This is a genomic window from Methyloligella halotolerans (assembly GCF_001708935.1).
GTDB lineage: Bacteria > Pseudomonadota > Alphaproteobacteria > Rhizobiales > Methyloligellaceae > Methyloligella > Methyloligella halotolerans.
On sequence record NZ_MASI01000003.1, the window covers coordinates 72,371 to 98,873 of the forward strand.

The 26,503-nt window shown below is 63.2% G+C and carries 21 protein-coding genes and 1 pseudogene; 11 read left to right on the top strand and 11 right to left on the bottom strand.

Going from position 1 to position 26,503, the window contains the following annotated elements; genetic code table 11:
* Positions 1 to 6 precede the first annotated feature (6 nt).
* The 3 genes from A7A08_RS06740 to A7A08_RS16760 are packed head-to-tail and all read right to left on the bottom strand — an operon-like array spanning position 7 to position 6,970.
* Positions 7 to 465 carry a hypothetical protein gene (locus tag A7A08_RS06740; RefSeq protein WP_069094760.1) on the bottom strand — a complete coding sequence of 153 codons (459 nt, stop codon included), beginning with the start codon at positions 463 to 465 and terminating at the stop codon, positions 7 to 9.
* On the bottom strand, positions 462 to 4,349 hold the full coding sequence (locus A7A08_RS06745; RefSeq protein ID WP_069094761.1) for an SDR family NAD(P)-dependent oxidoreductase: 3,888 nt from the start codon (positions 4,347 to 4,349) through the stop codon (positions 462 to 464). The genes A7A08_RS06740 and A7A08_RS06745 overlap by 4 nt, the downstream gene beginning before the upstream one ends.
* Positions 4,319 to 6,970, bottom strand: a complete 2,652-nt coding sequence (locus A7A08_RS16760; protein ID WP_083226528.1) for a beta-ketoacyl synthase N-terminal-like domain-containing protein — start codon at positions 6,968 to 6,970, stop codon at positions 4,319 to 4,321. The genes A7A08_RS06745 and A7A08_RS16760 overlap by 31 nt, the downstream gene beginning before the upstream one ends.
* Positions 6,971 to 7,766: 796 nt before the next feature.
* Here A7A08_RS16760 and A7A08_RS06755 point away from each other — a divergent pair.
* The 4 genes and pseudogenes from A7A08_RS06755 to A7A08_RS06770 all read left to right on the top strand — a co-directional run bounded on the left by A7A08_RS06755 (position 7,767) and on the right by A7A08_RS06770 (position 12,262).
* The gene (locus tag A7A08_RS06755; protein WP_069094763.1) at positions 7,767 to 8,870 is read left to right on the top strand and encodes a linear amide C-N hydrolase; all 1,104 of its coding nucleotides are present in this window, start codon (positions 7,767 to 7,769) and stop codon (positions 8,868 to 8,870) included.
* A 167-nt stretch (positions 8,871 to 9,037) separates the two neighbouring features.
* Positions 9,038 to 9,925, top strand: coding sequence for a phosphotransferase (locus A7A08_RS06760; protein ID WP_069094764.1), 888 nt, complete (start codon positions 9,038 to 9,040; stop codon positions 9,923 to 9,925).
* A gap of 25 nt (positions 9,926 to 9,950) precedes the next feature.
* Positions 9,951 to 11,174, top strand: a pseudogene (locus tag A7A08_RS06765) (FAD-dependent oxidoreductase); the annotation flags it as partial.
* Positions 11,175 to 11,554: 380 nt separating this feature from the next.
* Positions 11,555 to 12,262 (top strand): hypothetical protein, encoded by a 708-nt coding sequence (locus tag A7A08_RS06770; RefSeq protein ID WP_069094765.1) that lies wholly within the window; start codon positions 11,555 to 11,557, stop codon positions 12,260 to 12,262.
* Positions 12,263 to 12,311: 49 nt separating this feature from the next.
* Here the strand turns inward: A7A08_RS06770 and A7A08_RS06775 are convergent, their stop codons facing one another.
* The 5 genes from A7A08_RS06775 to A7A08_RS06790 all read right to left on the bottom strand — a co-directional run bounded on the left by A7A08_RS06775 (position 12,312) and on the right by A7A08_RS06790 (position 16,939).
* Positions 12,312 to 13,865, bottom strand: coding sequence for a GMC oxidoreductase (locus tag A7A08_RS06775; RefSeq protein WP_069094766.1), 1,554 nt, complete (start codon positions 13,863 to 13,865; stop codon positions 12,312 to 12,314).
* A gap of 64 nt (positions 13,866 to 13,929) precedes the next feature.
* Positions 13,930 to 14,697, bottom strand: a complete 768-nt coding sequence (locus tag A7A08_RS06780; protein ID WP_069094767.1) for a glucose 1-dehydrogenase — start codon at positions 14,695 to 14,697, stop codon at positions 13,930 to 13,932.
* Between the two features lie 51 nt (positions 14,698 to 14,748).
* On the bottom strand, positions 14,749 to 14,976 hold the full coding sequence (locus tag A7A08_RS16765) for an aldose epimerase family protein (RefSeq protein WP_245290852.1): 228 nt from the start codon (positions 14,974 to 14,976) through the stop codon (positions 14,749 to 14,751).
* Positions 14,907 to 15,803: an aldose epimerase family protein gene (locus tag A7A08_RS06785; RefSeq protein ID WP_245290838.1), complete on the bottom strand. Its 897-nt coding sequence runs from the start codon at positions 15,801 to 15,803 to the stop codon at positions 14,907 to 14,909. Before A7A08_RS06785 ends, A7A08_RS16765 begins: the two co-directional genes overlap by 70 nt.
* Before the next feature lie 131 nt (positions 15,804 to 15,934).
* Positions 15,935 to 16,939 (bottom strand): SMP-30/gluconolactonase/LRE family protein, encoded by a 1,005-nt coding sequence (locus A7A08_RS06790; protein WP_069094768.1) that lies wholly within the window; start codon positions 16,937 to 16,939, stop codon positions 15,935 to 15,937.
* A 165-nt stretch (positions 16,940 to 17,104) separates the two neighbouring features.
* On the opposite strand from A7A08_RS06790, the gene cyoA reads away from it, so the two are divergent.
* The 7 genes from cyoA to A7A08_RS06825 are packed head-to-tail and all read left to right on the top strand — an operon-like array spanning position 17,105 to position 23,005.
* Positions 17,105 to 18,097 carry a ubiquinol oxidase subunit II gene (gene cyoA, locus A7A08_RS06795; RefSeq protein ID WP_083226530.1) on the top strand — a complete coding sequence of 331 codons (993 nt, stop codon included), beginning with the start codon at positions 17,105 to 17,107 and terminating at the stop codon, positions 18,095 to 18,097.
* A gap of 14 nt (positions 18,098 to 18,111) precedes the next feature.
* Positions 18,112 to 20,163 carry a cbb3-type cytochrome c oxidase subunit I gene (locus A7A08_RS06800; RefSeq protein ID WP_069094770.1) on the top strand — a complete coding sequence of 684 codons (2,052 nt, stop codon included), beginning with the start codon at positions 18,112 to 18,114 and terminating at the stop codon, positions 20,161 to 20,163.
* A gap of 2 nt (positions 20,164 to 20,165) precedes the next feature.
* Positions 20,166 to 20,768 carry a cytochrome o ubiquinol oxidase subunit III gene (gene cyoC / locus A7A08_RS06805; RefSeq protein WP_245290840.1) on the top strand — a complete coding sequence of 201 codons (603 nt, stop codon included), beginning with the start codon at positions 20,166 to 20,168 and terminating at the stop codon, positions 20,766 to 20,768.
* Positions 20,768 to 21,091: a cytochrome o ubiquinol oxidase subunit IV gene (cyoD, locus tag A7A08_RS06810; protein WP_069094772.1), complete on the top strand. Its 324-nt coding sequence runs from the start codon at positions 20,768 to 20,770 to the stop codon at positions 21,089 to 21,091. The genes cyoC and cyoD overlap by 1 nt, the downstream gene beginning before the upstream one ends.
* A 47-nt stretch (positions 21,092 to 21,138) precedes the next feature.
* Positions 21,139 to 21,600 carry a DoxX family protein gene (locus tag A7A08_RS06815; protein ID WP_069094773.1) on the top strand — a complete coding sequence of 154 codons (462 nt, stop codon included), beginning with the start codon at positions 21,139 to 21,141 and terminating at the stop codon, positions 21,598 to 21,600.
* A gap of 25 nt (positions 21,601 to 21,625) precedes the next feature.
* A complete protein-coding gene (locus A7A08_RS06820; protein WP_069094774.1) occupies positions 21,626 to 22,075 on the top strand; it encodes a cupin domain-containing protein in 450 nt (149 codons plus the stop codon).
* 12 nt (positions 22,076 to 22,087) lie between these two features.
* Positions 22,088 to 23,005: a VOC family protein gene (locus A7A08_RS06825; protein WP_069094775.1), complete on the top strand. Its 918-nt coding sequence runs from the start codon at positions 22,088 to 22,090 to the stop codon at positions 23,003 to 23,005.
* A 15-nt stretch (positions 23,006 to 23,020) separates the two neighbouring features.
* Here A7A08_RS06825 and A7A08_RS06830 read toward each other — a convergent pair whose 3' ends face one another.
* The 3 genes from A7A08_RS06830 to A7A08_RS06840 all read right to left on the bottom strand — a co-directional run bounded on the left by A7A08_RS06830 (position 23,021) and on the right by A7A08_RS06840 (position 26,494).
* Positions 23,021 to 24,166, bottom strand: a complete 1,146-nt coding sequence (locus tag A7A08_RS06830; RefSeq protein WP_245290841.1) for a transporter substrate-binding domain-containing protein — start codon at positions 24,164 to 24,166, stop codon at positions 23,021 to 23,023.
* A gap of 172 nt (positions 24,167 to 24,338) precedes the next feature.
* On the bottom strand, positions 24,339 to 25,289 hold the full coding sequence (locus A7A08_RS06835) for a cupin-like domain-containing protein (RefSeq protein ID WP_069094776.1): 951 nt from the start codon (positions 25,287 to 25,289) through the stop codon (positions 24,339 to 24,341).
* Positions 25,286 to 26,494: a GNAT family N-acetyltransferase gene (locus tag A7A08_RS06840; RefSeq protein ID WP_083226532.1), complete on the bottom strand. Its 1,209-nt coding sequence runs from the start codon at positions 26,492 to 26,494 to the stop codon at positions 25,286 to 25,288. Before A7A08_RS06840 ends, A7A08_RS06835 begins: the two co-directional genes overlap by 4 nt.
* Between the last annotated feature and the right edge of the window lie 9 nt (positions 26,495 to 26,503).

Genomic DNA, 26,503 nt, shown 5'->3' on the forward strand with positions numbered 1-26,503 from the left:
TTCGCGCTATGCCGCCTTCTCCGATTCCATGAGGCTCTCCAGCATCGCCTGGGCCGCGGCGGGATCGAGCTCGCCCTGGTCGACCTTTTCGAGGATTGCCTCCGGCGTAATGGGTGCTTTCGGCCGTGCGGGCTCCGGGGCCCGCGACACGCCGTTCTCTCGCCGTTCAGTCTTTTCCCGGTCCTGGCGGATCGGCGCGGGCTTCTGCACGACCTGCTCGCGCTCGCGGGCTTCTGCCTCTGGCGCCTTCAGATCCCCGATCCAGAAGCTGCGCTTGTCGAAGGCGTAGCCGGGGAGCGGCACCTTCCTAAGGGTGTGGCCCGGGCCAGCGCTCCGCTCGAGCCGGCCCTCGACCCAGGCTTGCGCCAGGGCTTCGGCGGGGGCCGTCCCCCGGTCGAGCGGCTCGTCTGGAATGGCCGGCGTCTCGATGGTCGCCATGAAGATCGCAGGGTCTTCGGCGCTCAAAGGGGCAGACTCGCCTTCCGGCTCGTCGAGGCGATCGAGAAGCCAGGCGAGCCGGTCGCGAAGCTCGGGAAAGCTTGACGCAACGATGGCGCCGCGATGGGAAAGCCAGCGGCGGCCATGGAAGAGGGTCGCTGCGACCTCCTCCGGGGTGTAGCCATCTGCGCCGAGCGCATGGGGGTCCGTTTGCGGAGTCGCACCGTGTTCTGTTTCGAGATGGGCGGCGAAGCGCTCAAGATTGCGGACCAGCGCGTCGCGATTGCGGCCGGAGAACACGAAGACCGACGGCTCTCCGGTCCGTACTGCCGCGACGATCTCGGAAGGCATTTCTTCCAAGACAAGGTGCGCATTGCTGCCGCCGGCGCGAAGGAGCTGATGGCGGCGACGCGCGCAGCGTTGCCGTTGGGTGTCCAGTCGCCGAGGGCCGTCTGCACGTCGAATGGCGTCTTGCCAAAATCGATATTCGCGTTCAGCACATCGGAATGGATCGAGGGCGCGATCTTGCCGTGCTTCATCTGCAGCAAGACCTTGGTCACCGCGGCGATGCCGGCGGCGGATTCCAGATGGCCGATGTTGGATTTGACAGAGCCGATGGGGCAGCGAGCGCCGTCCGGCAGCTTGTCCTTCAGGGCGCGGGTCAGGCCGCGGATTTCGATGGGATCACCGAGGCTGGTGCCGGTGCCGTGGGCCTCGATATAGCTCACGCGTGGACCGGCGTCGCCGGCGCGTTCGAAAGCGCGCGCGATGACATCGGCCTGGGCCTCGCCGTTGGGCACGGTGTAGCCGGAGCTTCGGCCGCCATGTCCGATATCGCTGCCCTTGATCACGGCGTAGACGTGGTCGTTGTCGCGAAGCGCGTCTTGCAGGGGCTTGAGGAGGACTGCGCCGACGCCTTCGCCCGGTACGTAGCCGTCACCACCTTCGCCGAAGCTGCGGCATTTGCCGTCGCTCGCCGCAAAGCCGAGCTCACAGAGTGTCCGGTACTTGTAGGGGTGGAGCGACAGGTTCACGCCGCCCGCGATCGCCGCATCGCAGCTTTTCGACCGGATGAGATCGCAGGCGAGATGGATCGCGGTCAGCGAGGATGAGCACATGCTGTCGACGGCGAGGGAGGGGCCGTCGAGATCGAGGCAGTAGGATACGCGGTTGGCTATGGAAGCATAGGAGGAGTTGGTGAGCGGGACGGCCGGGCTGTCTCCGTGGGCCGCGCCGTACATTTGATATTCGCCGTACATGACCCCGGCGAGCACGCCCACGCGGCGCCGGTCGCGGCCCCGCTTGCCGGAGAGCGTCTCCGGCGTATAGCCGGCATCCTCCACCGCGTGCCAGGCCGTCTGCAGGAAGAGCCGCTCCTGCGGATCCATCCGTTCCGCATCGCGCGGAGAGATGCCGAAGAAGAGCGGATCGAACTTGTCGAAGTCATCCAGAAAAGAACCCCAGCGGGCGTAGATCGCGTCGTCGTCCTGCGTGCCCTTGGGCCATGCGGCATCAGGCCAGCGCGGCGGAAGCCCGGTGACCAGATCGTGGCCTTCGGCCAAATGCTCCCAGAACTGCTCCAGAGTTTCCGCGCCGGGATATTGGCCGGCCAACCCGATGATCGCGATGTCCTCGTCGCGAATCTGATGTGGCCGGGAAGCGGGCTCCGCGTCGAAGCCGGCCGGTGTCGGGGGCACCTCCGCCGCTTCCTCGACTTCGGTCGGCACGTCTTCGGGGAGAAGCGCGCGTGCTTGCTCCGGATGCTCCCGAAGGATGAGTTGGGCAAGGCCACGCAGATCCCGTGCTTCGAACGCGGCCGTCTTGGACAATTCCGGGAATTGCGATTCCATCAATCCGGCCATCTCGGTGACCATTATGGAATCGAGGCCGAACACTTCCATGGGCGCATCCGCGTCCACCTTCGCAGCTGACGTGCCCGTGACTTCGGCGATGGCGTCCTTCAGAAGCTGGAGGACCTGTATCTCGACATCGCTGTCGGGGACGCTCTGCGACTTCGGCTCGAGCTGTGGTTTCGAGCGAGGCTGCTGGGCGACATGCGGCTCCGCCCTTCCAAAGAAGCTGCTCAACTTGGCCGCCTCGCCCTTCACTGGAATGACGATGGGCAGGTTGCGGCCGAGGGCAGCCATGAACAGGGTGCGGCCTTCCTCGGGTGAGATGGCTTCCAGGCCTGCGGCGGCGAGACGGCTTGCGAGATGGAGCGATCCCTGCATGCCGCTTTCGGTCTGCCAGAGGGGCCAGACGATGGAGACGGTCCGGCCGTTGCGCTCGCCGCGCGCGGCCATGGCCTGCCGGCGCTCGGCGAAACCGTCGAGCCAGCGATTGGCGAAAGCGTAGTGGGATTGGCCGACATTGCCGCCGATGCCTGCGAGGCCGGAGCAGAGTACGAACCAGCGAAGGTCCATGTCCGCCGTCAGGGCGTCGAGCCAGTGAGCGCCCGCAATCTTGGCTTTCGCAGAGCTTATGAGATCGTCCACGCTTTGACGGAGGAAGAAGCCATCCTGGAGAAGGCCGGCGCAATGGAGCACGCCGGTAGGGTTGCCGAGGGACGCTCGGATCTTCGTGAGAGCGGCGGTGAGGCTGTCGCGATCGGAACAGTCGGCGGAGAAATACTCGGCCTGGCATCCGCTCCCGGCCAGCTCGGCGAGGACGGCCTCGACGGCCGGCGTGCATTCGCTCCTGCCGAGGATCGCCAGCTTGGCCACGCCGCGCTCGGCGAGCTCGGCGCAGAGCGCGCTGCCGACCGCACCGGCACCGCCGGTGACGATGAAGAGATCGTCGGGCCCGAACCTGACCGGCAATTCTGCAGAGGTGATCGTCTCGGCCGAGCTAACTTCCAAGGAGACGGGCTCACCGCTGCGCCAGCGCCGCTCGGTGATGCCGGGCTCGCTTGCGGCCATGATCGCTTGCATCGCCTCGCCGCGGGCCCCGCCTCCGAAGGAAACCAGATCGACTTGGGCGGAGAGGGTCGGAATCTCGAGATTGACGGAGCGCAGGAGGCCGGCAAGGGCGCTCGCGGCCGGCATCGCCGCATCGCCGCCATGGACGATCATCTGGATGTGAAAGCGCGGAGTGCCGGTCTGTCCGCAGAGTGCGCGGATGGTCTCGATGGTCTCGAGGACTCCGCCCGGCTCCGATCCGCCCAAGCCGTCTTGGACCAAGCCATCGTTGAGCAGGGCGTTGCCACCGGACGCCGCGTCGGCGGCGATATTGAAGACCAGTTTGGAGACGGGTGATGCCTCGGCCTGCAGAGTCCGCCACAGAAGCGAAGCGTGGGTATCGTCATTCGCAGCCATACGGAGACGGTCGTTTCCGTGCACCTCGAAGGTCTTGCCGGGAGTCACCAAGCGGAGGTTGGCGGCGAACGCCGGATGGGTCTCCTTGAGCTCCGAGAAGAGCGTGTCATCCGTGTCGAAGAGGACAATGAAGCCTTCAGGATCGCGGGGAGGCGACAGGGGGCTTGGCACCCAGCTCGGCTGCAGGAGATGCAAGGCTTCGTTCGTGCCCTGCCCCTGCCGAAGATTCGGCGCGCTGCGGAAGGTGAGACCGCCGAACTCGGCGAGAACCGTCCCGTCCGGAGAGAAGAGAGTGACGTCGTAACGCTTCTCGCCCTTGCGCTTGGCGGGCCGGCCGATCCCATAAGAGAAGAGTTTGTCGCCGAGGTCGCCGTAGAGGCGGAAGCTTTCGAGGCTGGCCGGGACGAGAGGAACGTCGAGCTCGGTCTCTGCGAGCAGCGCGCTCGCGGCATGGAGCGCGCCGTCGAGCAGGGCAGGATCGAGGGTGGGCTCGCCTTCGCCGTCAGGATCGTAAGATCGGCGGGCGATCTCGGCGAGGAACCGGCCTTCGCCGCGCCAGACCTTCGTCAGTGCACGATAGCGTGCGCCGTAGACCATGCCGGCGCTTCGAACCGTGCATAACAGATCTCGGGATCGAAGGGCTCGGTGCAGGCATCCCGCGCCTCGGCGAGAGACGGCGCGGCGCTCGCCGAGGGGGCGGCATCGATGCGCGCATCGCACCGAAAGCAGGTCTCGCCCGGGGCGCCGATATCCTCGAGCTCCACTGCCGCGCCGTCGTCCTGGTGGCTACAGAGAATGCGCAGGCCGAGATCGGCGGCGGTCTTTCCGGCCTTCACCGGGCGCAGCCATCGAAGACCTTGAAGGGTGACCGAGGAGGTCTCCAGAACCTTTCCGGCGGCATCCAGGCAATGGGCAATGTAGGCGGTTCCGGGGACAACCGGGCAGTCGCCGATGCGATGCTCGGACACCAGGCTGCTCTCGTGGGGGATGGAGATGAAATGCTCTTCGAGGGTCGGGACCTCGTGAGGGTGGATCGCGATCTCTGCCTCGGTCGGCAGGGCCGGTGCGCTGCTCAGCGGCTTCAGCCAGTGGCGCTCGCGGGCGAAGGGGTAATGAGGCGGTTCGACCGGGATCGGCTCCCCGCGCCAGAGGTCTCGCCACGCGATCGTCTCGCCGTCCATATATGACTTTGCGAGCGCATCGAGCCCGGGGTCCGAAGAAGGGGCGCTTTCCGTCGTCCCGGACATGGCGTTCCGAAGGCGGGCTTCAAGTTCGGCCTTGGTGCTTCCGACGAGACAGATGCGGTGCTCGAAATGCCGGAGGCCGCATTGCAGCGTGTAGCCGAGGCGCGGGAGGTCCGGCTCGGGGAGGCGCGCCAAATGGGCAAGCGCGGTTTCCATCAGCGTCCGCAGCCGCTCGGGATTGCGCGCCGAGAGCGGGAAGACCATGGGACCTTCGGCGGCGGTCAGAGTCTGTTGGGGGGCTTCCTCGACGATCACGTGGCCGTTCGTGCCGCCGGCGCCGAAGGAGCTGATGCCGGCCGCACGCAGGCCCCCGCCGGCCGGCTCCGGCCAAGGCTGCATCTCCTCAGGCACGAAGAAGCGCGTACGGTCGAGCTCGAGGGCCGGGTTGCGCGGGGTGGCGTGGAGGGAGGGGGCGATCTGCCCATGCTGGAGCTGCAGGATCGTCTTGATCAGGCTGGCCATGCCCGCGGCAGATTCCAGATGGCCGATATTCGATTTCACCGAGGCGATGGGGCAGGCGGGCGCATCGTCCTTCCCGCCCAGCACTTCGGTGAGGCCAGCGACCTCGATGGGATCGCCGAGCTTGGTGCCGGTGCCATGGGCCTCGATGAATCCGATGCGCTCGGACGGCAAGCCCGCCTTGCGGAGAGCGTCGCCCACGAGCTTGGCCTGGGCGCGCGTCTTCGGGACCGTGTAGCCGTTTGAGCGGCCGTTGTGGTTCACCGCCGTGGCCTTGATCACGGCGAGGATGCGGTCGCCATCGGCCTGGGCATCGGCGAGGCGTTTCAGGACGACCACCCCGACCCCTTCGCCGGGAGCGAACCCGTCGGCATCCGCGCCGAAGCTATGACAGCGTCCGGTCGGTGACAGCATCTGCTGCTGGCAGAGCTGCACATACTTCGCCGGATGGACGTAGAGATTGGCGGCGCCGGCGAGGGCAGCACGGCACTCGCCGCCAAGAAGGCTCTCGGCCGCGAGGTGAAGCGCCACCAGGGAGGAGGAGCAGGCCGTATCGACGGTCAGGCTGGGGCCTGCGAGGTCGAGACAATAGGAAATGCGGTTCGCCGCCGACCACGGCATGGATGCCGGGATCTCCGGATCGCCCTCACGCCAGCGATCGGGGCCGAGCAGGGAATAAGAGTTGGTGGTCAGGCCGACGAAGACGCCGATATCCGAGCCCTCGGGCGTCTTCAGTCCTTCAGCGCGGTTGCCCAGGAGCGCGGCACTCTCCATGGCGTGCCAGGCGCATTCCAGGAGGAGCCGCTCTTGCGGATCGGTGAGGGCCGCTTCGCGGGCGGCGACGCCGAAGAACTGGGCGTCGAAGCAATCGATTCCGGAGAGAAAGCCCCCCCATTTTGAATAGCTGCGGCCTGGGATCCTCTGACCTTCGCTCGCCCGGAAGAAGCCTTCGAGCGGCCAACGGTCTTCGGGGATCTCCCGGACCGAATCCACGCCGGAGGCGAGGTTGGTCCAGAAGCTCTCCAGATCGGGCGCATCGGGGAAGCGGCCTTGCATGCCGATGACGGCAATGTCGCCCGTCGCAGAAGGCTGAGATTCGAAATGCTGCAGCGCACCTAAAGTCGCGTCGAGCGGGGTCAGTTCCGGCCATCCAGTGTCCGCGGTCGCGGGCTGATCGGAGGGCTCTGGAGCGGCTTTTGGGGTGACCTGAGGTGCGTCTGGAACGGTGGTTTTGGGGGGCTGTGCGCCCAGGGCGGCATCGATGGTGGCGGCGTCGTACCGGGTTTCGAGGTAGACGGCGACGTCCGAAATGTTGCCGCAGTCATAGAGGAAGGTAGGGGGAAGATTCGGGAAAAAGCTGCCTAAGCGGCGGGTAAATGCGACCACAGAGAGTGATTGCAGACCGATTTCATCGAAGTGCGTAGTTTCGTCGAAGTGTTCTGAGGTTAAACCGGTGACGTCGCTGAACAGCGATAGCAGGAAGCCAACTAGAATTTCTGTTTCGCTAGACTTCATCGATCAGATCTTTCAACTCGATCAACAGGCTTGCGAGTAGTTGTCTCTACCGTCGTTAAGTCTTTCGATGCGCTAGTTCTCTTATGTAATTTTGCTATATTTTTTTATCCAAAAACCATCACCCCTCTATTTAGCGTCTGCCTTCCAAGAAATTATTAGATTTTTATTATTTTCGTTTTCTGTTCGGGTTGGAGAATTATTAGAATTTTACGATTGATGTCTTTGCATTCCGAATTCTCTGCCCGAAAAGATCATGAAGCTATTGACGAAATTCATGATCTTTACGGAGCATATTCAAAGTCGATGAGACCGTTCTTGCCATTTCGTGCCATTGAACGGCTCCGACCTGCCTATGAGGGCTCGCGTCGCACCAGTGCGTTCAGGTTGTATTGTCCCTTTCGTCACAATTCGGCAGCACTGGACCAATTCCCGATTTCTGATCAGACGCAGGCCCTTGGAGGCTGGGGCAGATTCTGGGGTAGAAGAATTGTGGCATGAAACTTGGCGTAATGTGACGTCCCGATCGAGCGCTTTCGCAGGTGCGAAATAATTGCCATTTTTTCTGCGGCAAGCTGCCGCACCTTCCGTATACGGCCTGTTTTGGCACGGATCCGCATTGCGCTGGCGGGGCCGTCTCGGAAAGCGCTGGGAGCCTCACGACAAAGTTGGCAGAGCTGCCTGGAGTGGCTGAGGGCGAGGCGTGAAGGGATGGAGGACGCCGTCGCGCACACGGTTTCTTCAAGCTTCTTTGCGTTTCTCGGAGAAAGATCCGAACGCCATTCGCCAAGGAACCCCTATGTGCACCTCCCTCAATTATCAGGACGCGACGGGCCGGAGTTATTTCGGTCGCACGCTGGAGATGACCGTCGATCTGCCCTACCAGACCGTCTACTTCCCGGCCGGCTGGTCGTTCACATCGGAAATGGAGGGGCATCCCGCTCTGACCTATGAGGGGAAGCACGGCTTTCTCGCCGTGACCATGCCGGACCGCGTGCCGAGCACGGCCTCGCCGATCGGGCTTCCCGACCTCAAAGCGGTTGAGGGGCTGAACGATCAGGGCCTGACCTTCAGCCTACTGTCCTATCCGAGCGCCGGCGGCCCGCAGCAGGCGGTCGAGGTTACGCGCGCGGTTCTGTCGGCGTCTGATCTGGGGAGTTGGGCGCTGGCGCAGTTCGCGACAGTGGCAGAGGTGAAATCCGCGCTGGCGGAGCAGCCGGTGATGCTGCAGGCGCTTGCGATCCTCGGTGGGATAGAGTCGCCCTTCCATTACGTGGTGCACGATGCGACGGGGGCTTCCATCGTGATCGAGTTCAACCGGGGCCAGATGTCGGTGCACGACAATCCGGTGGGTGTGATGACCAACGGGCCGGAGTTCACCTGGCATCTGACCAATCTCGATAACTACACATTCCTCAGCAATGTCGATCAATCGGCCGCCACCTTCGGCGGTTATCAGGCGGCGCAACCGGATTCCGGAATCGCCACGGCGGGGCTCCCCGCCTCCAACACTTCCGTCGGGCGCTTCGTGCGCGCGGTCTATTACGCCCAGTTCGCCGAGAAGGTGTCAGACCCCGATCAGGCCGTGCAGACGCTCGCCCATGTGATGAACAATTTCGACCGGCCGCGAGGGATCACCATCGACTATCCCCAGAAGGGCGGCGGACAGCTTGAGGTCGCGGGGCTCGATGGGGGCAGCGGCGAGGCCTACGCCACGGAGTTCACCTGCTGGACGAACCTGTCGGATCTCGACCGCAAGCTGTTCTTCCTGCGCGACTATCACGGGATGAACTACACGAAGTTCGATCTCACAAAGCTCGCCGGGCTGAAGCAGCCGAAGGTGGTGCCGCTTGCGAAGCTTGCCGGCATTGCCGAGGCGACCGATCTGCTCCTTGCGGCCTGAGGGGGCCGGTCCGACCCGCCGCTGCGGCAGATTGGGCTTTGGCCTTGCGAAGCCGCGCGAGATCGGAAACTCTTTTGCGGTGGCGGGAGAGCCCGCCATCTCAGGTGCTAGAGCGGGAACGGAAATCCGATCCGAAAGCCAGCGACTCATAGGGGCACGCCCCACGCATGAGCGGTGACCGTCGCGAAATCGAAGCGCGTATCGCCGCTCTCGACTATTGGGGCGCTCCGGTGGAGCTGGAGCCGCTGGGCGGCGGCATCACCAATCACAATTTCCTGGTCACCTGCGACGGGCGCCGCTTTGTGGCGCGGGTGGGCGACGACATTCCCGAGCATCTCGTGCTGCGCTCCAACGAGCTTGCGGCGAGCCGTGCGGCCGCCGTGGCCGGGCTTTCGCCAGCTGTGCTCCATGCCGAACCGGGCATCCTTATTCTCGACTATATCGATGCGCCGCCACTGTCGCCGGAGAAGGTCCGCGATCCGGACATGGTCGGGCGCATCCTGCCGCTGATCCGGAAGTGCCACCATGAGGTGCCGAAGCATCTGCGCGGACCCGTCGTGATGTTCTGGGTCTTCCATGTGATGCGGGACTATACGAGCCGCCTCCTCGAAGAGGGCAGCCGGCATATGGGTCGTATCCCCGAGCTGCAGCGGGAGGCGGCGTTGCTCGAAGAGGCGGTGGGTCCGGTCGAGATCGTGTTCGGCCATAACGATCTGCTGGCGGCGAACCTGCTCGATGCGGGCGACCGGCTCTGGCTGATCGACTGGGATTATGCCGGGTTCAACTCGCCGCTGTTCGATCTCGGCGGGCTCGCCTCCAACAACGAATTCTCGGAGGCGGCGGAGCGGGCGATGCTGGAAAGCTATTTCGAGCGGCCGCTGACCGAAGCGCTATGGCGCAGCTATGCGGCAATGAAATGCGCATCGCTCCTGCGTGAGGCGGAATGGTCGATGATCTCCGAGATCCATTCCGACGTCGATTTCGATTACGCCGCCTATACGGCGGAGAACCTTGCCCGTTACGAGCGGGCCTTCGCCGATTTCAAATCTCTCTGACGGCCCCAGATAGAATGAGGATCCCATGAGCGCGTTTCCGACCGAGGCCAAGGTCGTCATCATCGGGGGTGGCATCGTCGGCTGCTCCACCGCCTATCACCTGGCCAAGGCCGGATGCGATGAGGTCGTGCTGCTGGAGCGGCACAAGCTCACCTCGGGCAGCACCTTCCATGCGGCGGGCTTGGTTGGGCAGCTTCGGGCGGACGCGAACATCACCGAGCTCCTGACTTATTCGGTAGAGCTTTACGCCAGCCTGAAGGAAGAGACTGGGCTCGACACGGGCTGGAAGGCGAATGGCGGCTTACGGCTTGCCTGCTGCGAGGAGCGGCTGAAGCAACTGGAGCAGCAGACGAAGACCGGCCAGTCCTTCGGCCTGCCCATGGAGATGCTGACGCCGTCGGAGGCGAAGGAGCTCTGGCCGCTGATGGATATCTCCGACGTGGTCGGCGCCGCCTTCCTGCCGACGGACGGTCAGGCGAACCCGTCCGATCTCACCCAGTCGCTGGCGAAGGGTGCGAAGCTGAACGGCGCCCGCATCCTCGAGGATGTCGCGGTCACGGGCATAGAGATGGAGGACGGCAAGGTGACCGCCGTCGTCACGGATCAGGGCCGGATCGAATGCGAGGTCGTCGTGAACTGCGCCGGGCAATGGGCGCGTGAGGTCGGCGCCATGGCCGGGGTGAACGTGCCGCTCTTTTCGGTTCAGCATCAGTACCTGATCACGGAGGCGATCGACGGCGTGACGCCGGGGCTGCCGACCATGCGCGATCCCGACCGGCTCACCTATTACAAGGAAGAGGTCGGCGGGCTGGTGATGGGCGGCTACGAGCCGGACCCGATTCCTTTCGCGGAGGAGGGGATCCCGAAGGGCTTCCATTTCACCTTGCTCGATTCCGACTGGGATCATTTCGAGCAGCTCATGGAGCTGGCCCTGCCGCGGGTGCCGGCGCTGGAGACGGCGGGCATCAAGGAGCTGGTGAACGGGCCGGAGAGCTTTACGCCGGACGGCAACTTCATCTTGGGTCAGGCGCCGGAATGCGAGAGCTTTTTCGTTGGCGCGGGCTTCAACGCGTTCGGCATCGCGGCCGGCGGCGGGGCCGGCATGGCCTTGGCACACTGGGTGATGAACGGCGAACCCCACGCCGATCTCGCGCCGGTCGATATCCGCCGCTTCGGCGACGCGTACCGCGATATCGGCAAGGTGAAGAGCGAGACGCTGGACGCCTACGCGAAGCACTACGCGTTGGCGAGGTGAGGAGGGTTAGTCCTTCTGAACCGCTGCGTGACGCTTCCTGAGAACCGGCGTCTGTCCCAGTCCTCGTCCTAATGCCATTCGCCATGCAGATCGTAGCGGTCGTCGAGGTCGGAGCCGTCGTCGTCATACCTGAACGTGGCCGAAGCGCGGTTGTGCGGCCAAGCCGGCGGCGGCCAGGAGCAAGGCGAAGAGTATTGTGCGAGTGTGGGCTGACATGGGAAGCCTCGCTCGATTGCGGCTTAGTCGATGAGCAAGTGGGCTTGAGGATCTGACTTTGCAACAACCTCGCGTTGAGGATTCTAAGGTATCCCCGATACCAATGCTAGGCGCCTCCTGATTGGGCGGCATCCCGGTTGGCAGGGAGCGAGCTACCGATGTCCAAGTTCGTGAAGGCGATGGTGTGGGTCGCGGTCGTATTCCTCGGCCTCCTCGCCCTCTACAAGATCGTCTATCCGACCGTCACCTACCGCTACCGCATGACCGTTGAGGTCGAAGTCGACGGGAAGGTCCACTCCGGATCGAGTGTGATCGAGGTCAAGGTAATCAAGCATCCCCGGATAATTCCATCCCTGGCAGGGTCTCGGGATGAGATCACCGGTCAGGCCGTCTATGTCGATTTGGGTGATGGCCGCAACGTCTTCGCATTGCTGGGATCAGCGCCTTACGCCACAGACTACCACGACTATCCGGCCTATATCGTGCTCGCCCATTTCGATCTTTCTTACACGCGGCAGGACCTTCGAAAGTTTCCGTATCTCACAGGCGAATGGACGATCGACCCTCTCGATCCTCCAGCTATCGGAGCGCCTGCATTCATGACCTTCGGTGACCTTGATAATCCGGGGACAGCGACTCTTGTCGATCCAAAGGATTTTTCGAGAGCCTTTGGGCCGACGGTCGGCCCCCCAATCGTGAAGATTGAGATGACTGACAAGCCTGTCACGACAGATCTTTTTAAGACTCTTCCTTGGCTCAAAGAACTCGTGTTGCCGGCGTGGGCAAGAGATGCCTCCGATCCGAATGGTTATCTTGAGGCAGGCAAACATCTCGGGACGCTCAAACTCTCTCAAGGGATCAAATGATGGATGCCTGCACCAAGGCGTCAGATCGCTCACGTGCGGCGGTTCCCACTTACCCCATCCGCTCCATGAGGTGATCGCCGACGCGCATGGCGTTGGCGATGGCGGTCAGGGACGGGTTCACCGCGCCGATGGAGCAGAAGAAGCTGGTGTCGACCACGTAGAGATTGTCGAGCTCATGCGCCTTGTTGTTGGTGTCGAGCACGGACGATTTCGGGTCGGTGCCGAAGCGGCAGGTGCCCGCCTGGTGGGCGCAGCCGGCGATGGGGATGTCGGTCTTCATATAATAGTGGTGCGGGATCAGGTGATCCGGGTGCATGCCGATGGAGCCTAGCATGGATTTTAGCTTGTCGTAGAGCTTCTGGCGCGGGACCTGATTGTTGGGCGTGTAGCTCAGGGTCATCTTGCCCTGCTTATCAACGGTCACGCGGTTGTCGGGGTCGGGCAGGTCCTCGGTGGTGAGCCAGAAATCCACCGCATGCATGGCGATGTCCTGGAGCCCCTGCATGGGGAGCGGCGCGGTGAGGATCGGCGATTGCGCGCGATACATCGGGCCTTGGGACTTGCCCATCATCTGGATGTTGCCGACGGGATAGTCGAAGCCTTCCATGCCGAAATAGAAGTCGTTCAGGGCGAGGGTCTTCTGGAAGAAGGTCGGGTTCGGCTCCAGGGAGAAGGCCAGGACCGCCTGGCTGTTGTGATACATGTAGTTGCGGCCGACCTGGTCGGAGCCGTTGGCGAGACCGTTCGGATGTTTGTCGTTCGCCGACATGAGAAGCAGCTTTGCGCTGTTGGCCGCCCCGCAGGACACCACGACGATATCGCTCTTGAAGGTCTGGGGCTCGCCGTCGACCTCCGCATGGACCGTGGTCACGGTCTTGCCTGAGGCGTCGGTCTCCAGCTTCGAGACATGGGCGTTCCGCTGCAGGGTGACGTTGTCGAACTCCACGGCCGGGCGCACGGCGCAGACTTCGGCGTCGGACTTCGCATGCACCAGGCAGGGATAACCGTCGCAGGTCCTGCAGCGGATGCAGTTGCTGTAGGCCATGTTGGCCTCGTTGAGCTGAATCGCGCACGGCGCCGGGAACGGCTTGTAACCGGCATCTTTCATGTCCTGGAAGATCTGCTCGATCCGCGGCTCGGACGAGACCGGCGGATACGGGTAGGGACCGCTGGCCGGAGGCTCGGTGGGGTCGGTGCCGCGCTCGCCATGGACGAAATACATCGCCTCGGCCTTGCCGTAGTAAGGCTCGAGCTCCTCATATTGGATCGGCCAGGCGGGGGAGATGCCGTCGTAGTGTTGCACCTCCTGGAAGTCCCGCTCGCGGAGACGGTAGAGTGCTGCCCCGTACATCTTGGTGGCGCCGCCGACGAAGTAGTGCACCTGGGGTTGGAAGGGCTTTCCCTCCCGGTCGTACCAGGTGTCGGGCGTGATGTAGCGATTGTCCTCGAACACCACGGCCGGGTCCCAGTTGCCGGCCTCCCGGGGGAGCCAGTCGCCCCGCTCCAGGATCAGGATGCTCTTGCCTGAAGGCGCGAGGTGACGGGCGAGGGTGCCGCCGCCGGCGCCCGATCCGATGATGATGACGTCGTAGTGTTTGCTCATGGAGGGTTCCTCGGCTGGCTGACCGGCTTGCTATCGAACCTTGATTCAGGCGGACGCGTTGAGGCTAGAGTCCGACGCTGCTCTGCATGATGCCGCCATCGGCGAAGATGGTCGTGGCGGTGAGATAGGTCGCGCCGTCGCCGGCGAGGAAGGCGACGACGTTGGCGATCTCTTCCGGCTTGGCCATGCGGCCGAGCGGGATGGCGTCGTCGAGCTTTTTGAGCAGAGCCGGGTCGTCCATGGTCGAGGTGTTGATGGGCGTCTCGACCGCGCCGGGGCCGACGCCGACCACCTGTACGCCGTGGGGGCCAAGCTCGACGCCCGCCGTGCGGGTCAGCATGCGCATGCCGCCCTTGGCGACGCAGTAGGGCGTGTTGCCGGGCATGGGCCAGTCCTCATGCACCGAGGTGATGTTGATGACGCGGCCGCCACCGCCCTGCTTGATCATCTGCTTGGCGGCGAGCTGGGTGCCGAAGAAGGCGCTCTTCATGTCGATCTCCATCACCTTCTCGTACTGGTCCTCGGTGGTGTCGAGGATCGAGGTGCGGGTCTCCACGCCGGCATTGTTGACCATGATGTCGAGGCGGCCGTACTTCTCCACCGCCGTGTCGACGAGCTTCTGAAGATCGGCGACCTTGCTCACATCGGCCTCGACGCCGGTGGCCTTTTCACCGTGCTGCAGGATCTCCTGCTCCAGCGCTTCGGTGGCTTCCGGGTGGACCACATAGTCGATCACGACGCTGGCGCCCTGGCGGGCAAGCGCGCAGACGATGGCCTTGCCGATACCGCTATTGCCGCCGGTGACGATGGCGACCTTATTCTCCAATGACATCCCAATATCTCCTGTCGTCTCTAATCTCTCGATGATGCGTCGCCGGCTGCCTCATGCGGTGGCGAAGCGGTACTCCGTGCGACTTGTGAAATTCTCGCCTGGCCGCAGAACCGTGGAGGGGAAGTCCGGCCGGTTCGGCGAATCCGGAAAAGCTTGCGTCTCGAAACAGACGGCCGATCGTGGGCCGTATGCTGCGCCGCTTGGGGCCTTCAGAGATCCGTCGAGATGATTGCCCGAATAGAGCTGCAGTCCGGGCTGGGTGGTGTGGACCTCGAGGATACGGCCGGTTGTCGGCTCGTGGCAGCGGGCCGCGAATTGCGGCGAGGAGCGTGAAGCTTGGCGAGAACGAAATTGTGGTCGTAGCCGTGCGCGTATTTCAGCTGCGGATCGTCGTTTTCGATGCGCGCACCGATGGCGTACGGCTCGCGAAAATCGAACGGCGTGCCGGTGACGTCCTTCAATTCGCCGGTCGGAATCTCTTGTGCATTGGTCGGTGTGAAGCGCTCGGCGGCGATCGTCACCTTGTGATCGAGAACGTCGCCGCTGCCGGGACCGGCCAGATTGAAATAGGTGTGGTTGATGAGATTGAGCACCGTGGGCCGGTCGGCCTCGGCGCGGAAGTCGATGGCCAGGGTACCGCCGCCGATGACGGTGTAGGTGACTTCTGTCTTCAGCGTGCCGGGGAAGCCCTGATCCCCGTCGGGGCTGACATGACGGAGGGTCAGGCGAGGCTCCGGTGCGTCGCGCCACTCGACCACCTGCCAGACATATTTGTTGAAGCCGACTTGGCCGCCATGGAGGCAGTCGCCATTGTCGTTGTCGGAAAGGCGATACTTATTGCCGTCGAGCCTGAAGGCCGCGCCGCCGATGCGGTTGGCGTAGCGGCCGACGATCGCGCAGAGATAGGCGTCTTGAGCGATGTAGTCTTCCAGCGATCGGAGGTTCAGCACGACGTTGCCGGCCACGCCGTCGCGGTCGGGCACGTCCAGGCGCACGATGGTGCCGCCATAGGTGATGACATGGGCAACGAGGCCGGGTGGCTTTCCCAGCGAAAACAGTTCGACCGGCGTTCCGTCCGGCATGGTCCCGTAGCTTCGCGCAAGCATCGGTGCCTCTCGTTGCGCTTTCGCTTCTCGGCCTTCGGGCGAGGCCCTAGCCAATCTTCATCTCAAACCCACCCAAGCACAGTAATCTTTAGATTGAGTCACCACCGCCGTTACAGCTTGCACGTTCAAGATTACATGACGACGGCGCCGTGTACGGCGAGCTTCGCCTGCCAGATCAAGTCGTCACAGCAGATGAAGAGGGTGCCGTTGTCCGGTCCGCCGAAGGTGAAGTTGGCAACGCCGGGCGCCGCGATCTCGCCGATCAGATCGCCGTTGGGCGTGAACACCTGCACGCCGCTCTCCGACGATGTGTAGACGCGGCCGGTCTCGTCGAGCTTGATGCCGTCGGGCACACCGGGACTCACCACGGCGAAGAGACGCTCGTTCCGGAGATAGCGTCCGTCCTTTACGTCATAGGCCATCACGTGATGGGGCAGGCCTGGAAAGTAGGTGCCGGGCTGCTGGTTGGCGCCGGTATCGGTGATGTAGAGAACGCTCTCGTCGACTGAAAAGGCCAGCCCGTTGGGCTTGTTGAAGCTGTCGGTCACGACGGCCGTCTCGCCGGTCTTCGGATCGTGGCGATAGACATAGGCGCCGACGTCCGGCTTGCCCTTGAAGCCCTGAATCTCGCCGTAGTTCGGGTCGGTGAACCAGACCGTCCCATCGCTCTTCACCACCACATCGTTTGGCGAATTGAAGTGGAGACCGCGCCATTGATCGACCACCGTATCGATCTTGCCCGTCGCCATATTCATTCGGCTGATGCGAGCGGGTGTGTCGTGAAAACCCTGCTCGCAGATGACCAGGTTGCCATCCCGGTCCAGGGTCATGCCGTTCGCCATGTTGGACGGAAACTGGATGGTGGTGAGCTTGCCGGCGCGGAACGGAAACTCCTCGCCTTCCAGCTTCAGCCGCTTGATGGCGATGTTTTGAGGGGTTTTCTTGGGTCCCTCTTCCGGCACCGTGGTGAAGTAGAGGGCATGCTCTTTGCGGATATAGACCGGACCCTCGTGGGCGTTGGTTTCGGTCAGCACCTCTCGACTGAAATCTTCGCCGACGATCCGTCGAAACTCGTCGCGGAATTCCTCACTGAGGGCGATCGCGGCTCCGGTCGCGGAATGTGAAGATTCAGTCACGGCTCCTCCCTTCGAACTGAGCTTTGCGGGAAGCGGCGGAAGATGGACGGCCTCGCCTCATCTCGCGTTTCTCGTGCCATTACCGCAACAGCCGTTCGAAGATTGTAAACATTGTTTCGCTAGACACTCGAAGGAGAGAAAAGAATCACGCTACAGCTTGTAGCAATGACAACCGAGCGCGAGAGTGCTCTCTCGAACTGCTTAGGCTTGATCGTGCGATTGCTTGCCCATCGACTGCTTCCGGTAGCGGCTGCCTTAGGTTTGGCGCTGCTGTGCGGCGGCTGCGGGATGCTGACGAGCGCGGATCTCAATCCCAAGGGTCCCATATCGCTCGCCGAGCGACAGCTTCTGTTCGACGCTTTCTTCATCATGATGATCGTGATCGTGCCGGTCTTCGTCATGGCCGCGCTGTTCACGTGGCGCTATCGCGGCACCAATCGCAAGGCGCGCTACGATCCCGGCTTCGTCTATTATTGGCCCGTGGAGATCCTGGTCTGGGGCGCACCGGCGGCGATCATCGTCTGGCTCGGATTCCATCTCTGGGACGGCACCCACAAGCTCGACCCCTACGATCCGATCGACAAGAGCGTCGAGCCACTGGAAGTCCAGGTGGTGGCCCAAGACTGGAAATGGCTGTTCATCTATCCTGAGCAGAGTATCGCGGTGGTGAACGAGCTCGTCTTCCCGACCGGCAAGCCGCTCTCCCTCAAGATCACCTCCGATACGGTGATGAACTCCTTCGTGATTCCGGCGCTGGGCGGGCAGATCTATGCCATGGCGGGAATGCAGACGAAGCTGCATCTGCTGGCCGACGAGAACGGCGAGTATTGGGGGCGGAACGTCCAGTACTCGGGCTACGGGTTCGCGGATCAGCAATTCCACGCGATCTCGGTATCGGACGAGGATTTCGAGAATTGGGTCCAGAAGGCGAAGGACGCCGGGAAGATGTTGGATAAGGAGGGCTACGAGGCGCTCGCCAAGCCCAGCTCGAAACTGCCGGTGACCTATTACTCGAGTGTCACGCCCGGGCTCTTCGACTCGATCATCTATAAATACACCAAGGGCAACGCCCACGGCTACGCCATGCAGTGCACGACGCCGGAGCTCGCCCAGGCGTCGCAGGCCTCCGGCGGCGAGACCGGCAGCAGGGCCGAATAGGAGAGGGGGACGCGGTGGATTTCTTCGGCAGGCTCACCCTCGACTCGCTGCCGTTCTACAGTGCGATCGCTGCATCGGGGGCCGGTGTCACCGTGCTCGGCGGGCTGTCGGTGGTGGCGCTGATCACCTATCTCGGTGCGTGGAAAGCCCTGTTCGGCGAGTGGCTCAGCAGCCTCGATCACAAGAAGATCGGCATCATGTATGTCGTCGTCGCGCTGGTGATGCTGATGCGCGGTTTCATCGACGCCGCCATGATGCGCTCCCAGCAGGCAGTCGCCTTCAACAGCGACGGCTATCTGCCGCCGGGCCATTTCGACCAGATCTTCTCGTCCCACGGCACGATCATGATCTTCTTCATGGCGATGCCTTTCCTGTCTGGCATCATCAATTTCGTGATGCCGCAGCAGATCGGCTCGCGGGACGTCGCCTTCCCGTTCATGAACGCGGTGAGCCTGTGGCTGACGGCGGCGGGCGCGGGGCTGGTGCTGATCAGCCTGGTGATCGGCAAGTTCTCGACCGCCGGCTGGACGGGCTATCCGCCCTATTCGGGGCCGGAGTTCACCCCCGGCGTCGGCGTCGATTATTGGCTTTGGGCGGTGCTCATCTCGGGCATCGGCTCGACCATGAGCGGCATCAATTTCCTGGTCACGATTCTGAAGCGCCGCGCGCCGGGCATGACCATGTTCCGGCTGCCGCTCTTCACCTGGACGGTGTTCGTTGCCGCGATCCTGATGATCTTCGCGTTCCCGGCGCTCACCGTCGCCTGCGTGATGCTGGCGCTGGACCGCACGCTGGACTTCCACTTCTTCACCAATGCCGGCGGCGGCAACATGATGAACTACATCAACCTGTTCTGGTTGTGGGGGCATCCCGAGGTCTACATCCTCATCCTGCCGGCGTTCGGCGTTTTCTCGGAGGTCGTCGCCGTGTTCAGCCAGAAGCGGCTGTTCGGCTATATCTCCCTGGTGCTGGCGACCATGGCGATCGGCATCCTCTCCTTCACGGTCTGGCTGCATCACTTCTTCACCATGGGGTCGAGCGAGACGGTCAATTCCTTCTTCGGGATCATGACAACGATCATCGCGGTACCCACCGGCGTGAAGGTGTTCGACTGGCTGCTGACCATGTTCCGCGGACGGCTGATCTTCAAACCGCCGATGCTGTTCACCATCGGGTTCCTGGTCACGTTCGTGATCGGCGGGCTGTCGGGCGTGCTGCTGGCTATGCCGCCGGTCGACTACCTGATGCACAACACGACGTTCCTGATCGCCCACTTCCACAACATGATCATTCCGGGCGTGCTGTTCGGCTATCTGGCCGGCTACATGTTCTGGTTCCCGAAAGCGTTCGGATTCAAGCTCAACGAGTGGTGGGGCACCGCGTCGTTCTGGTGCTGGATCATCGGCTTCTACCTCGCCTTCATGCCGCTCTATGTGCTGGGGCTCATGGGCATGCCGCGGCGCATGGAGCATTACGACATCGCCGCATGGCAGCCGCATCTGATCGTCGCGGCCATCGGCGCCTTCATCATCTTCCTCGGAATCGTCTGCCTGGGCGTCCAGCTCTGGGTGAGCGTGCGTGACCGCCGATCCGCCCTGGATGTGTCGGGCGATCCGTGGAATGGGCGGAGCCTGGAATGGCTGACCGCTTCGCCGCCCGCGCCCTATAACTTCGCGGTGCTGCCGAAGGTCGAAGCCATCGACGCCTTCTGGGACATGAAGGCACGGGGCGTGGCCTATGTGCAGCCGAAGGAATACGAACCCATCACCATGCCGAAGAATACGCTGATCCCGCTGCTGGTCGGCGGGACGGCCTTCGTCTTCGGTTTCGCTATGGTGTGGTGGATCTGGTGGCTGGCGGTCGCGACCCTGGCGTTCATCGGGGGACTGGTGATATTCCGCTCATTCGACGACGATCCGGATTTCACGATGCCTGCGAGCACCGTTCAGGCGATCGAGGACCGGCGCTACGAACAACTCGCCAAGCATCCCGCGAACGAGATGGCCGACGAACCTGGCTATGCGGGCGATCCCAGCCCCGACCCGTTGCCGGAGGGAGCGCGATGAGCATGGCCAGCGCGACAGACGCGACCCTGGTCCATCCGGGCGGATCGCCGGAGACGGAAGAGAAGGCGTTCGGCTTCTGGATCTATCTGATGAGCGACGCGATCATTTTCGCGCTGCTCTTCATGACCTATCTGGTGATGTTCGGAAACACGGCCGGCGGGCCGGAGGCAAAGGACGTCTTCAGCCTGGAGCGGGCGGCGGCGGAGACATTCCTGCTGCTGATGAGCTCCACGACATTCGGCATGGCGAGCATCGCCGCGGCGCGGGCCGACCGCGAGCGGGTCGTTATGTGGCTCGTCGTTACCGTGGCGCTCGGCCTCGGCTTCATCTTCCTGGAGTTCTCGGAGTTTCGCGGCATGATCGCGGAAGGGGCGGGGCCCAGCCGTAGCGGCTTCCTGTCTGCCTTCTTCACGCTTGTCGGAACGCACGGGCTCCATGTGAGCATCGGACTGATCTGGATCGTCACGATGCTGGCGCAGATCGGGATGAAGGGACTCTCCGTGCCGGTGCTCTCGCGGCTCTACCGGCTCGGTCTGTTCTGGCACTTCCTCGACATCATCTGGGTCGCCATCTTCTCCATCGTCTACCTGCCGGGGCTGCTCTAATGGATGCTTCAGGTCTTCCTACCGAACGCAGCGCCGCGCCCTATCTCTTCGGGCTGGCACTGGCGCTGATCCTGACCGCCGTGCCGTTCGGCGTCGTCTATTTCGATTTCCTGCAGAACAGCACAACGCTGATCGTGATCGCGTTCTTCGCCGTGGCGCAGATCCTGGTTCACCTGCGCTTCTTCCTGCATATCGGCTTCGATTCTACGCCGACGGAGAACCTGGTCGTCATGGCATTCGCCATCGTGCTCATGTGCATCATGGTCGGTGGCAGCCTCTGGATCATGTTCGATCTCGACTGGCGCATGATGGTCCAGGGCTGAAGGTCGACGCCGGTTTTACGCGATACTGAATTGTTAGGAGGGGAGCGATGGATGCTCTGATCAACGATGTGCTGCCGACCCTGGCGCGCATCTTCATCGTATGGATTTTCCCGTTCAGCTTCCTGGACAAGATCATCAACTGGGACGCGGCGGTGAAGCAGGCGAATTCAGGCTGGTTGCCGGGCGGGCCGGTGCTGCTGGTGCTGGCGATGTTCGTCGAGCTGCTCACACCCCCGATGATCGTGCTGCATTTCTACGACGGCATCGCCGCCTTCGTGCTGGCCGGCTACTGCGTGGTCACGGCGATCATCTATCACAATTTCTGGGCCTATCCCCGCTTCTGGGCGGCCGACACGGAAGGCCATCCCCATGTCTGGGACTTCTTCAAGAACTTCGCCATCGTCGGCGGGTTGATCTACGTGATGTTTCAGAGCGGCTTCATCGGAGAGGCGGAAGGCGATCTCAACGAGCTGACCCAGCTTTTGGGACACGCCATCGGCCTCGTTTAGGAGCCGCGGACGCGTAGGAGGCGTTATGAGTGAGAGCCCGCCAGAGTTCCAATACTGGCATGTCTGGACCGATGATGACGGCGTCAGCCACCAGACTCGCTGCGCCCTGACAGATTTCGCCAAGAAGAGCATGGGCGGCAAGGCCGCGCCCCAGTGGAACGACGACATCCTGACGGGCGAATGTCACCTCATGGTTTGCGAGCTACCCGTTGGCTGGGTCGGCGACTGGCACGAGAACCCGAAGCCGCAGTGGATTGTCGTGCTGCAGGGGCGGTGGTTCGTCGAGACCATGGACGGCAAGCGAGTCGAGATGGGGCCGGGCGAGTTCTCCTTTGGCGCCGACCAGAACACGACGCCGGGCCCGGACGGCCATGCAGGACATCGCTCGGGCACGGTGGGCGACGAGGCCTGCCGGCTGATGCTTGTGCAGCTGGGAGACAAGTGGAAAGCGGCCCGACCGGGCGCGTTCGATTAGGCGTCCCGGTTCATGGCGGTCACCAAACTCATCAGGGTCAGCATCACCGTTTCGGATCTCGCGCAGGCTGCCGCTTTCTATCGGGGCGCGCTCGGGCTCGAGGTCGGCGACCAGCTCGCCTATGGCGATCCCGGCTGGAACAGGCTGCTCGGACTCGCGGAAGGCACGACCGCCCAGGCGGTCGATGTGAGCGTAGGCGAGCAGACGCTGAAGCTCATTGCCTTCGATCCGCCGGGACGATCGTATCCGCCGGCACGCGCCTCCAACGATCCGTGGTTCGAACATGTGGCACTCGTCACCGGCGATATGGAGTCGACCTGGGCGAGGCTGGAAAAGTTCTCGCCTGAGACGGTCACCGAGGGGCCGCCCGTCGTCCTGCCGCCCAATACGGGTAGCGTCACGGCCTTCAAGTTTCGCGACCCCGAAGGTCATCCGTTGGAGCTGATCTCGTTTCCCGACGGTATCGGCGATCCGCGCTGGCAGATGGGCGGGGCGGGCATCCGCGGCTACGATCACACCGCCATCGCCGTGGCCGATCTCGACAAGAGCCTCGCCTTCTATGAAGGGTCGCTCGGTCTCGAGAAAGCCGGCCAATCCCTGAACCGTGGACCGGAGCAGGATCATCTCGACGGGCTGAAGGGCTGCGAGGTGGATGTGGTGGCGCTGGCCCCGCCCGGGGAGCACACACCCCATTTGGAGCTACTGCATTACCGGCAGCCGCCGGCGGTTCATGGGAAACATATGGTGCAGGCGACAGACGTCGCCTCGGCGCGACAGGTCTATGGGGTGGACGATCTCGAAAGCCTGGTCGCGACGCTCAACGGTGCGAAAGCCGATTTCGTCTCGCCGGGGATCGTCTCGCTCAAATCGGGCGGCCGCGCCGCCGCGATCCGCGATCCCGATGGCCACATGGTCGTACTGAAAAGCTAGGCGCGCCTGGCCCCTCTATGTTTCCTCGCCGAAATATTTCAGACGCAACGCTTCGATCTCGTCATCCTCACGGGCTTCCAGAATCTTAAGGGTGAGGGGACGCCTCAGCGCGCTGCCGCGCGGGAGGCCGAAGGCATATTTGTCGGGTTCGAAGATGCGCCCGACGACCTCAAGCGGCTTGTCGGTGTGGGTGAGGACATAATATTCCAGCACGCCCGTATCGGCGATGACGGCATTGACGCCACCGTTCAGAAGGGCATCCGACGCATCACCGATGGTCTTGTAGCGCCGGTAGCGCAGGCCCGCCTCCTGGGCGAAGTCCTCCCCGACGCTGTCGCTCAGGACCGCGACGGTCCGGCCGGGCAGATCGTCGAGACTTCGGATCTGATTGGTCAGGGATAGGGTGGTCATCACGCTGGTGATCGACGAGGTCACGTAGGCGATGAGCGCCACGCCGGCGAGAAGCCAGATGCCTTGGAAGATGCGTCCGACCCAGCCGAAGAAATTCCGACCGGGGACCAGCTTGCCCGAGGTCGCCACGGTCATGACGTTGTAGAAACTCTCGGCGAACCCGTCCCGCCAGCGGCTCGGAAAGTCGGGATCGTAGCGGCGATAGAAGAGGGTCGTGACGATAGTGGCGGCGAGGATCATCAGACCGATCAAGGCATAGACCCGCAGGAAGCCGCTCTCGTTCAGCCCGGCCAGGACATCCCGGAAGCTCGCGCCTTGCTCGCTGCTGGTGAGGATGCGCAGGCCGCCGTCGAACCAGGGCTGGGTGAACTCGATCCGCCGGGCGCGGCCTTCGGTGACGGACAAATTCGTCACCGCGATATCGATATCGCCTTCGGCTGCCGCATCCACGAGTCCGCGGAAGCTGTCGTATCTCTTGTAGTCCCATCGAAGATCGAGCTCCCCGGCGATTCGTTGCCAAAGCTCGATGGAGAGGCCGGTGAGATGGCCCTTCTCGTTCATGACGAAGGGAGGGCTCTCCGTGATGCCGACAACCAGCTTGCGCTCCAAGAGGGATGGAGGCGGAGCATCCTGTGCGAGGGAAGGTGCAGAGGCGGCGAGAAGCGCGAGCAAGGAGAGGATGTGTGCGCAAAGACGCAGGGAAGGCGAGAGGGAATTCGAGAGGATCATGGAAACTGGAAGGTCAGGCACTTGAGACAGCTTGCCGGCAAATCCCGGAGGGTCTTGCGGCAAAGAGATTGTGTTGAAGCGTAGGAATCAGGCGGGGCGGAAGGCAGAAGCGTTGCGAGAGCAGGCCCCCGGTGGAAGGCCGCCCAAACGGGGACGACCTTCCGGGGTGCTGTGACGGGTGGCCGGGCCGGCGCTAGTTCGCGACGCCCTCTTCGCCCTTCTGGCCGCGATAGTAGTAGTTCGCGTTCTTGCCAAGGGCGATCTTGCGGAAGAGCTTCCGCAGCTCCTCGGACTTGCGCAAGGGCGAGGCGACGGCCGAGGCGGTCGCGACGAAGGCCATCTTGGCCGCGTCCCAGGCCGGGTGCACTCCTGGCGCCGCTTGCGGGAAGCCGCGATCGCGCAGCATGGCATTGGCGATATAGAGCTGGTTCCGCCGCTTTGTCGCCTGCGTCTTCCAGGTGATGGCTACGGAGATGGAGTAGCTGTCCTTGGTCTTCACGTAGTGCGGCCAGAGATAGGGCACGAAGACGCCTTCGCCCGGCTTCAGGTCGTTATGCATGGCCCGGTCGTCGAAGCCGTCCTTGAAGGCGACGTTCCGGTGCTTCGTGATGCAATGCTCGATCTGGTCTTCGTTGGCCAAGGATCGATCCTTGTTGTCGAAGATGCTGAACAGCTTGTCGCCGTGGATCTGGACGAAGAAATTGTCCTCGCTGTCGATGTGGAACGGCGTGGTCGAATGGGGAGAGGAGACGAAGAGGAATCCCTCCACATTGGAGAAGCCTGCCTCCTTCAAGGTCGCGTGGCCCTGGGCGTGGGCGACGGAGAGAAGGGCATCCTCCAGAAGCTGCTTATAGGCCGGATGGGCCTCGATCTTCTTCAGCACCATCCAGGCGCCGGCAGTCTCCACGCGCTTGACGATCTCTTCCGGCGGCAGATCGACCAGCGGCGTCGCGTCCGGATCCTGGCTCACATTGGCCTGGCCGGAATTGTATTCGATGTGGTCGCCAGGCAGGGCGCGGACCAGTTCCAGGATCGCGTCCAGGGTGAGGCGCGGATCGTTCTCCAGATTGTGGGTGATCCGGAAAGGCTTGTTGGGGAAAAGCGTCTCGAACGCTGAGCGCTCGGCCATGAGCATATCGGTCATGATCTTTTCTTTCTTCTGCGAAGTGTGCCGAAGCCGCGATCGAAGAACTTCAGATAGGCGGTCTTGGCGTGCCGCCGCAAGACGGAGCGCCCTTTGATGGCGGCGATAGACAGGAGGGGCAGCATTCCCTTTTTCGTCGGAATGAGCATGTCGCCGATGCGCCGCCGTTCGCGCCAGACGTGGTCGATCATCGGGTGGCCCGGTGCTGCAGTGGAATCGACGTAGTCGATCTCGCCTTGCTCCGACAGATAGCGGGTCAGGAAGACGGTCAACTGGACACCAGGGGAATAGCGCGAGAAAGCCTCGTTATAGGCCGTCTTGAAGTAGAGCGCGCTGCGGCCCGACCGGATCACGATGCCCGATGCGATGGGATCGCCGTTCGATCTCAGCTCGACGATCTCGATCGCGCGCCGTGCGGCGAGATTGCGGGCGGCTTCGGTGACGAAGGCGCGATCCGCCTGGTCCTGGGCGAGGCTCGAGCCCCTTGCGCCCTTCCAGCCGTTGGCTTCCAGGGTGAGGAAGCGGCCGAGGGCGGCGAGGATCTCCGGTTCGGTGCGGGCGATGGTCCAGGCGGAGGGGCCGAGATCTTCCAGCCGGTTGGTCTGGCGGCGGAGTTCCTTCAGCTTCTTGCTGCCGAGCCCGGCGCGTAGATAGGCTTCGGCATCTTCCGGCACTTTCAGGGCGGCCCGTTCGTGAACGTTGATGAACTGGGCCTTGAGGCCGCGTTCCGACAGCACGGTTTGGATCGCCTTGGCGGCCGGTCCGTCGATTGCGACCATGGGCATGCCGATCGCGGCGATGCCTTGGCCGGCGGCGCCGTCGAGCAGGCTCGCGGCCGTCTGCTCGATATCGCCGCTATCCAGCAATGGGGTGCCCAGGGTGACGTAGGGGAACAGCCCAATGGCCGCGGGGATCGGCATCCGCAAGGCGTTCGAAGCCGTGCGGAAGGGGATCAGCCCGGTCAGAGCGCCATCGGCGCCATGGCTCTGCAGCACCTTGCAGGCTCCCGGGGAGGCCATGTGACGGATGACGGGGATCAGAAAGCTCGGATCGAAGAAGCCGTTGGGGTCGACGGCATTGTCGGCGAGGGTCTGCCAGCGATGAGCGGGCACCTGGTCGAGCGAAATCAGCCCGCTCGTGAAACGTCGGGCATGCCCCCGTGGGGCGGAAATCCTGGGATTACCGGCCTGCATTACGCTTGACATTAAAGCCCG